The sequence below is a fragment of the Methanosaeta sp. UBA458 genome (assembly GCF_002496085.1).
Lineage (GTDB): Archaea > Halobacteriota > Methanosarcinia > Methanotrichales > Methanotrichaceae > Methanothrix > Methanothrix soehngenii.
In genome coordinates, this window is sequence record NZ_DAIK01000050.1 from 7,419 (window position 1) to 16,180 (window position 8,762).

General features: G+C 50.8%; 7 protein-coding genes. 4 read left to right on the forward strand and 3 right to left on the reverse strand.

Translation table 11 applies throughout. The features are described from left to right. From uvrA to BP822_RS03385, 3 genes are all read left to right on the forward strand, one after another. A partial coding sequence (gene uvrA, locus BP822_RS03375) for an excinuclease ABC subunit UvrA (RefSeq protein WP_286877743.1) occupies nt 1-2,439 on the forward strand: 2,439 nt, incomplete at its 5' end. Between the two features lie 368 nt (nt 2,440-2,807). Beyond that, nucleotides 2,808-3,140 (forward strand): carboxymuconolactone decarboxylase family protein, encoded by a 333-nt coding sequence (locus tag BP822_RS03380; protein ID WP_013718383.1) that lies wholly within the window; start codon nt 2,808-2,810, stop codon nt 3,138-3,140. 80 nt (nt 3,141-3,220) lie between these two features. Further along, nucleotides 3,221-4,312, forward strand: a complete 1,092-nt coding sequence (locus tag BP822_RS03385; protein ID WP_013718382.1) for a DUF1646 family protein — start codon at nt 3,221-3,223, stop codon at nt 4,310-4,312. Nucleotides 4,313-4,898: 586 nt separating this feature from the next. On the opposite strand, the gene BP822_RS03390 is transcribed toward BP822_RS03385, so the two are convergent. Then, nucleotides 4,899-5,198 carry a hypothetical protein gene (locus tag BP822_RS03390; RefSeq protein WP_013718381.1) on the reverse strand — a complete coding sequence of 100 codons (300 nt, stop codon included), beginning with the start codon at nt 5,196-5,198 and terminating at the stop codon, nt 4,899-4,901. Between the two features lie 331 nt (nt 5,199-5,529). Here BP822_RS03390 and BP822_RS03395 point away from each other — a divergent pair, with 331 nt between their 5' ends. Beyond that, the gene (locus tag BP822_RS03395; RefSeq protein WP_013718380.1) at nt 5,530-6,318 is read left to right on the forward strand and encodes a hypothetical protein; all 789 of its coding nucleotides are present in this window, start codon (nt 5,530-5,532) and stop codon (nt 6,316-6,318) included. Between the two features lie 24 nt (nt 6,319-6,342). Here the strand turns inward: BP822_RS03395 and BP822_RS03400 are convergent, their stop codons facing one another. Together BP822_RS03400 and BP822_RS03405 are read right to left on the reverse strand one after the other, a co-directional pair. After that, nucleotides 6,343-7,518, reverse strand: a complete 1,176-nt coding sequence (locus tag BP822_RS03400; protein WP_232844318.1) for an ABC transporter permease — start codon at nt 7,516-7,518, stop codon at nt 6,343-6,345. Between the two features lie 7 nt (nt 7,519-7,525). Then, nucleotides 7,526-8,762 (reverse strand): ABC transporter permease (locus tag BP822_RS03405; protein ID WP_286877744.1); only part of this gene is annotated, 1,237 nt, incomplete at its 5' end.

Genomic DNA, 8,762 nt, shown 5'->3' on the forward strand with positions numbered 1-8,762 from the left:
GTCATCCGCCAGAAGAAAGGAACCTATGGCCAGCTTCTCAAGGATTTGAACGCCGAGGGCTATGCCCGGGTGAGGCTGAACGGCCAGATCCAGAGGACGGACGAGGAGATAGAACTCGACCGCTACAAGAAGCATGATATCGATGTGGTCATCGACCGGCTGGACCCAAGAGAAGACAAGTCCCGGCTGGTGGAGGCGATAGAAAAAGCCCTGAAAAAGACGGAAGGCCTGGTCTATGTCCTGCATGAGAACGGAGAGGAGCGGGTCTACTCCGCCAGGATGGCCTGTCCCGTCTGCGGCCTGGTCTTCGAGGAGCTTCAGCCGCGGATGTTCTCCTTCAACAGCCCCTTTGGAGCCTGCGAGTCCTGCAACGGCCTGGGTTTCAGAATGGAGTTCGATCCCGAGCTGATCATACCGGACAGGGATCGATGCATCGCCGATGGAGCGGTAGCCCTCTACCGTAATATCATCGATGGCTGGCGGGGCCAGCACCTGGCGGCAGTGGCCAAGCATTTCAGCTTTGACATCTTCACCCCCATCAAGGATCTCACCCCTGAGCAGTACGATGCCCTGATGTACGGCTCGAAGGAGAAGATCCGGATGAATATGAGCATGAAAAATGGGGACGTTTACTGGTCGCATAACTCCCAGTGGGAGGGGCTGATACCGCAGAGCATCCGCCTCTACAGCCAGACCGCCTCCGAGTACCGCCGGGAAGAGCTTGAGAAGTTTATGCGGGTCCTTCCCTGCCCGGCCTGCGAGGGAAAAAGGCTGAAAGAGAAGGTCTTAGCGGTCCGGATCCAGGACTTATCTATTGTTGATGTGGCCAACCTCTCGGTGAGCGAATGCAATGAGTTCTTCATGAATTTAGAGGATAAGCTCTCGGTCAAGGAGGGAGAGATCGCCCGCCAGGTTCTGAAGGAGATCCGCTCCCGCCTGGGATTTTTAGAGCACGTGGGCCTGGGATACCTGACCCTCTCCAGAAACGCAGGCAGCCTCTCTGGAGGGGAGGCGCAACGCATTCGTCTGGCCACCCAGATAGGCTCGAACCTGACCGGCGTCCTCTACGTCCTGGACGAGCCCTCCATAGGCCTGCACCAGAGGGACAATGCCCGGCTGATAGAGACCCTGAAAAAGCTGAGAGACCTGGGAAACACCCTGATTGTAGTCGAGCATGACGAGGATACCATCCGCAGTGCCGATCATGTGCTGGACATCGGCCCAGGAGCAGGAATTCACGGCGGCTATGTGGTGGCCGAGGGCACTCCTGAAGAGATCGAGGCCAACCCAAAATCGCTGACCGGCCAGTACCTCTCCGGCAAAAAGAGGATCGAGGTTCCGGCAAAGAGGAGGAAGAACAACAAGTTCATCCATCTCATGGGCTGTCGGGAGAACAACCTCAAGGATATCGATGTCGACATTCCCCTGGGGGTCCTGACTGTGGTCACCGGCGTTTCGGGATCGGGCAAGTCCACCCTGATCTACGATACACTATACCGGGCGCTGATGAAGAGGATCTACCACTCAAACGAGACTCCGGGAGAGCATGATGGGATTCGCTTCGACACTGAGGTGGACAAGGTGATCGTCATCGACCAGAGCCCCATCGGCAGGACTCCCCGATCCAATCCCGCCACCTACACCAAGGTCTTCGATCCCATTCGCCAGGCATATGCCCAGACCAAAGAGGCGAGGGTTCGGGGCTACAAGAGCGGTCGCTTCTCATTCAATGTACAGGGCGGCCGGTGCGAGAGCTGCCACGGTGATGGCCTGATCAAGATCGAGATGAACTTCCTGCCCGATGTCTATATCGAGTGCGAAGAATGTAAAGGGAGCCGCTACAACCAGGAGACCCTGGAGGTCAAGTACAAGGGAAAGTCCATTGCTGAAGCCCTGGATATGACGGTGGAGGAAGCAAGGGAGCACTTCGAGAACATTCCGGCCATAAGAAGCAAGCTGGACACCCTTCTGGGAGTGGGGCTGGGCTACATCAAGCTGGGCCAGAGCTCGACCACCCTCTCCGGCGGCGAGGCTCAGAGGATAAAGCTCACGCGGGAGCTGGCCAAAAAGGGGACGGGCAGGACGATTTACCTTTTAGATGAACCTACCACCGGACTGCACTTCGATGATGTGAAGAAATTAATCCATGTCCTGGACGACCTGGTATCCAAGGGGAACACGGTAGTGGTGATAGAGCATAACCTGGATGTGATCAAATCCGCAGACTACCTCATAGATATGGGGCCGGAAGGAGGAAATGCTGGCGGCCTGGTTGTGGCCACCGGCACTCCGGAACAGGTGGCTGAAGTGATGGAGAGCCATACCGGCCGATTCCTGAGAGCAAGGCTCAATCCAGAGATAGAGCCTGTCCCTGTGGCCAGTCGGGCCGGCCTCAACGGGCGGAGGAAGAAGGCAGTTTGTGCGGCTGTGAAGATATAACTTCCTTTTTTTAAGCTCTTCGCTGAATTATGTGGGTGAGTTCAGGCAGAGAATAATATTAAGGTCCTTGGCAGAGATTATCGCCTCTGCCTAGGATTTGCGATTCAAGCCTAAAATTACCTTTTTTGGAAAAATGCCAATAATGGAATTTGTTCATTTAACGTTAAATTGAATAATTCATTTTCCTAAATTTAGCTTAAATTGAAAATTAATCTGTTATAGACCGCAATATTAATAATCTAGTAATCAATCTTGGGCTTTCAAAATGCAAATCAGTTCTAGGCTTGCAGGATACAAAAACGTCGACGGAGATCGCTTTAGAATCTTGAGCGTGCGATCTTCCCGTCTGATTTGCGGAGAGAATGATCATGAGCTATGAAGCTGATCTGGATGCCATCCTAAGGGAAGGCAAGGAGAAGACCGCTCAGGATATGCTGGATGAAAGGACAATTGAGCTCATTTCAATAGCGGTCTCGGCGGCCATCAGATGCAGCCACTGTATGAGGCTGCATATCCGGACAGCATCCAAGCTTGGCGTTCCGGATGATCAGATCGCTGCAGCTGTATTTATGGCAGGAAACCTCTGCACAGCCAGCGTGCTATCCTCAGCCTCCAGCCATCTGGATGAGGAACCAGAAATCTGCCCCATTTGCCAGTTGGCAAGCAAGAGCAGTGAGCTTCAGGGTGAGATCAAGAACTGAGTTGAGGCAGACCACAGATACCGGTGCTCAGATAAATAATATATAATCCATAAAAATTAAATTGTATAGGAGATAATTGAATGTTTACAGTTGCAGGTGAGACGGTCACATTAATTGATATAGGCTTGTTCGCAATTTTTTTGCTTGTTCTGACCTTGCCTTTCAAGATAAAAGTAGTCGAGAAGAACCTGGAGGCATTCCTGTTCATCATGGGGGCGACAGCTGTTACCATTACCAGTAAATGGGGAATTGATCTAATAACTCTGGCTGCAGGAGAGCCGGTTGAAAAAGGCATAGTCCCGGCAGTGCTCTTTGCCGGGCTGATATTCTTCTATGGAAAGGCCACAATAAACAGAGCGATCAGAGGCCTGACCAATTCCGTTCCATTGCCGGTTTTTGTGGCTGTGGTCATATTCGTCTTGGGAATGGCCTCAAGCTTAATCACTGCTATAATTGCATCCTTGTTTTTGGTGGAGATCGCAAATCTCATGCCGATGGAACGAAGCGATAAGATCAAGATGGTAATCATTGCCTGTTTTGCCATCGGACTGGGCGCAGTTCTCACTCCACTGGGCGAGCCGCTATCGACCATTGCCGTCACCAAGCTGCAGGGCCCTCCCTATAATGCCTCCTTCTGGTACCTGGCTGATCAGCTGGGCATACTTATCGTCCTGGGGGTTTTAGGGTGCGCTCTCTTCGGTGCGTTCTATGTGGGAAGAAAAGCTGCAAGGGTTGAGGTACAGGAGATAGCGGATGAGGGTGGCTTGAAGGAGGTATTCATCAGAGCAGCTAAGGTCTGGCTTTTTGTATCTGCTCTCTTCCTGCTGGGAGCAGGTATGGAGGTGCTCATATTCAAGTACTTCACCAAGATTCCAGATTATGTCCTCTTCTGGGTGAACATGGTCTCTGCCATCCTGGATAATGCAACCCTTACTGCAGCGGAGATCTCTCCGGCGATGAGCCAGAGCCAGATTAATGCCGCTTTGTATGGCCTGCTCATATCCGGCGGCATGTTGATTCCAGGAAACATCCCCAATATCATCTCCGCCGGAAAGCTGGGAATCACCAGCAGCGAATGGGCCAAGCTGGGAATTCCCATGGGACTGGTATTGAATGCGATATACTTCATCCTGGTGTTTGTGCTGGGCATCAATCCCACTCTGGGGCTATAGGCTGTGCATGTGCATAGCTCCAGCCTCATTTTTTTTGTTGAATTCTCTAGTTTTCCTGGATTTGGAATTGCGACATCGATAAAACCTTAAGGAAGATAGCATTCAGTAAGATAGCGCCAGTGCGATTCTTGGCAATATACCAGGCGAGGCCATGATACTTCTTTATATTTTTTTGGCTCTTCGCTGAATTATGTGGGTCAGGCTCGGCAGCGATTCTAGTCTCTGCTCCTCTGCGCCTCTGTGGTTTGATTGGATTACAGATAACGGATTTTAACCACAAAGAGCACAAAGATCACAAAGGCCTCGCAAAGGTTAATCCGGTTCTTGATAGCACAATAATCCTTTGGCGCGGTCTTTGTGTCCTTCGTGAGCTTTGTGGTTAATTGTTCTTCGCTGAATTATGTGAGTCAGGCACGGCAGAGATTATAGCCTCTGCTCCTCTGCGCCTCTGTGGTTGAGTCAGAGCATAGCGGTTCACCACAGAGTCACGGAGACACAGAGATTTCCGATTCAAGTTCAACCACACCACATAGCCAGGAGCCATTCTTTTCCTTTTGGCATGGCCGCATGAGATTCTTAATTGGACTTAATCTGAGAATCTATGCCTTTCGATCTCCTTTGCCACTCTAATCTCCTCCTCGGTGAGCTCCGGTTCCACCATTGAATCCGCTGCCTTCCGGATCACCACCCCGACCATAATTCCCTTCAAGAATGCCTCCCGATCCCCCTCTTTGATGTTCTGAAGTATCCTGTTCAGGTACCTTTTCACAGTTGTCCCGGGAATCGACCGATAGGAGTCCAGCTCATATGTGACCGCAAAGAGCTCATCCTCTGTGAATCCAAAATCCATGAGAAAGGAAGACAGATCCTCATCATTATTGCTCATAAATAGTTGTTTTTCGCTTCAACTAGATCCATTTTTCCCTTATTGCATCGGATGGATGGGGTTGTGAATATCCGACCAATAGGCTTGGCACGAAGCGATTCTATGCTTTTTCTTCTCTGGCATTCAATTGATGAACCAAGGCTTTCTGTTGCTCACTAATGACTTGGATGCGACGCGCATGAAAATGCCTCTGAGAGCGTGATGGCTGCGAAGCTTGATTTGAGCATTTCAGCTTTTATTCGGATACAATACAGATAGCTTTATCTAGATTAGATAATTAAAGGTTTAATAGTTATAATTATGGCTTGGCCTGACTGTCGGGAGATGCATCATGCAGACAGTAATAATCGACTCTCATAATGAGATCCTTCTCTATTGGATCAGAGAATACTGCAGGCATAAGATGCCCTTAGTTGTGGTCCGGATTGACAGGCACCATGACATGTTCTCTGACTGCCCGCGGCTGCCGGCGAAGGAAGGAAGGAACATATTCGACTATTTTGATAGGATGATGCCAGAGATATATGAATACGCTAAGAGAAGGCTGAACGAGGGGAACTTCACCTGCCCCGCCTTTCACTATGGAATCTTAGGATCTCTATACCATTTTGACCCGAGAAAGGAGAAAATAGACGCCTACGGAAGGGTTTTTGGGGGGGAGTTCTTGGATGCGCCAAGAACAAGAATAAGATCCTCTTCTGCCGGTAAAAAGAGAATCGACCTTATAGAATGGGATGGCGCAAGTACGAAATTGAGAAAGCAGAATGGAAAGCTGGTCCCTGCCCCTCAGAGCATTGGAGTTCATGCATTGGAAGTCGATCTGGAGGAAAACAGCCTTCCGGTGGTTATAGGCTTTGACCTGGATGGACTATGTACAACCGATGAGAGGGATTTGGCAAAAGGAGCTATCGAGAAGAGGCTTGATAGGGTAAAAAGCCTGCTGGAATGCATCTCTTCGCCAGTGCTCGCCTGCATCGCTCGTTCCCAGACACCGAAAGCATACGTCCCTGCTGATATGGTGGACGAGCTGCAGGAAGCTGCGCTTTGCCTTATGGAAAGGAAGTGCCAGGCTCATTACTATCAAGTATTCTCAAGAGGATCTAAATTTCATCTATTATAGCCTTCATACCATCTCCGATGATCTCTATGCGCTGCCGATCGCTACCACTGGATCCATACGGGAGGCCTTCCAGGCGGGATAGAGCCCGGCCACGAAGTTGACCGTAAGAGCAATGCCAACCGCCCAGACGAAGAACTCCGGCTTCATGGAGATGGTCATTTTAGATATCATGTAGATCTCTGAGGGGAGCTCGATCTCATAGGACATTATAAGCTGAGCTGAGAGATAAGCGAGAATCCCGCCCATCAGAGCAGAAGGTGGGGCCAGGATCAGGCTCTCCAGGATAAATACCTTGAGGATGGACCGGCGAGTGGCGCCCATAGCCATGAGAATGCCTATCTCCCGCGTCCTGCGGGAGACTATCATGATCATGGTATTGGCTATTCCAAAACCGGCTATGGCGAAGATCAGAAGATAAAATATCCAGGCGAATACTCTCTGGGTCTCAATGAGATTAAGGATATCGGCATTCATGTCCTGCCAGGATTTTGAATCGTATGCAAATCGCCGGTTGAGGTCGGTAGTGATGAGTGAGACCTGATAGATGTCAGCCACCTTGGCGTCGACCTCTGAGACCACGTCCCCCATTTCTATCAGATCCTGAGCCAGCATCAGAGGAATATATATCAGGGAATCGTCTGCTGCAGTGCCTGTCTCAAAAAGGCCTGCAACCTTTATTCGGAGGGATATGTTTCCTCTCGTCAGGGTGAAGTCATCCTCTTGACCTATCTTCAGCTTCTCTGCCAGGCCGGTTCCAATGAAGGCAGCATACTTCCGGCGCTCCAAATCCTGAAAGTCTCCGGAGATGATGTCGCTTCTGACATCCATCATCCGGTCCTCGTCCTCTGGATTGACCCCCAGGAAGCTGATTGCTCGAACCTCGTCTTTGTATTTGGCGGCTCCTTTTCCTGCCAGCCTCGCCGAGACCGCCTCTACTCCGGGATATGCCCATAGAATATTAGAGACGGTTCTGTAGAGATAGATATAGTTCTCATCCTCCTTTGGCTGGATGTAGATGTGAGGATTGTTCTCCACCGTCGTGGTAATGATCTCCTCTTGAAAGCCGCTCATAATTCCCATGAAAAGAACGATGATCGCCACCGCCAGAGTCACCGCAGCAACTGTGAACAGGGCCATCCTGGGATTTCTCAGGATATGTCTTTGGGCGATGGAAAACTCGTACATCATTTTTTCCTTCAATATCTCTTCATGCGTTTATGGCCTGGGTGGGATCAAGCCTCGATGCTTTGTAAGCGGGATAGGAGCCTGCGATGATGCTCAATGCAATTGCAGCGATTATTATCACCAGGAAGCTTTCCAGGCTGATCACAACCGGCAAGGTGATCTTCTGACCGCCGGGGGCTTCCATTGAGAACTCCAGATTACCGAGATAAAGGGAAAGGGCGAGGCCCAGGACTGCACCCACCGCTCCGCCCATCAGCCCCAAGAGGCCGCTCTCGATCAGGAATATATTCATTATGCTCTGCCTTTTCGCGCCCATGGCCATCAGCATGCCGATCTCGCTGGTCTTCTCGTTTACCAGCAGGTACATGACGCTTCCCACTCCAAAGGAGGCGATGATCAGGATCAATAGCATTATCAGATTGTTCTCGAAGGTCTCTATAGCCAGGGTCTCCAGGATCTCCGGGTAGAGCTTCTGCCAGCTATCCGCCTTGTATCCGTAATCCTGCAGAGATCTGGCAGCGGCATCTGCCTGGTAGATATCCCCAAGCCTTATATCAACATTAGATGCCACATCCCCTTCATTCAGAAAGCTCCTGGCGGTTTCCAGGGAGACGATGGCCAGGTCTTCTGGCCAGCCGACGGGCGGATCGAAGATGCCTGAAACCATCAGGCTGGTGCCCCTGGCATCGGGAAAGCTGGCATAGATGGTCTGGCCCATCTTGACCTTCAGCCGTTCAGAGAGCTTTTTGCCCAAGATCACCTTTTTGCCGCTCTGGACGGAGATAAGGTCCCCTTTGATCATATATTCCTCAAGATGGTATATGCTTTCAAAGTCCTCCGGATCAACCCCTGACATGGCTACATTCTCCACATTTTCCTTATATGTGAATGTAGCACTGGTGCCCAGGCTGGCGGATACAGCCACCACCCCTGGGATGTCCCAAATGCGATCAGAGAGGCTGTGATAGAGGTAGATGTAATCGTCGCCTTCTTTGGGGGTGACGGTGACATGAGGAAGGTCCTCGATGATCACATCGAAGAGCATATCCCTAAAGCCGTCCATCATGAATATAGAGACGAGAGAGATGGATACTGCCAGGGCTATGGCTGCTACAGAGAGGAGGGTTCCTCTCTTTCGATAGATGATATGCCTCATGGCGACGGTCAGCTCGAAGGCGGAAACGATATTGCTGGGCAGGTCGGGCACCTCTTTTTCCCCACTATGATGTTTTCTCTTATCAAGTTGCTGGGCTGAGCTT

Coding starts and splice junctions, on each gene's coding strand:
- BP822_RS03385 (WP_013718382.1), top strand. CDS start 3,221: ATGTTTACAGTTGCAGGTGAGACGGTCACATTAATTGATATAGGCTTG.
- BP822_RS03380 (WP_013718383.1), top strand. CDS start 2,808: ATGAGCTATGAAGCTGATCTGGATGCCATCCTAAGGGAAGGCAAGGAG.
- BP822_RS03390 (WP_013718381.1), bottom strand. CDS start 5,198: ATGAGCAATAATGATGAGGATCTGTCTTCCTTTCTCATGGATTTTGGA.
- BP822_RS03395 (WP_013718380.1), top strand. CDS start 5,530: ATGCAGACAGTAATAATCGACTCTCATAATGAGATCCTTCTCTATTGG.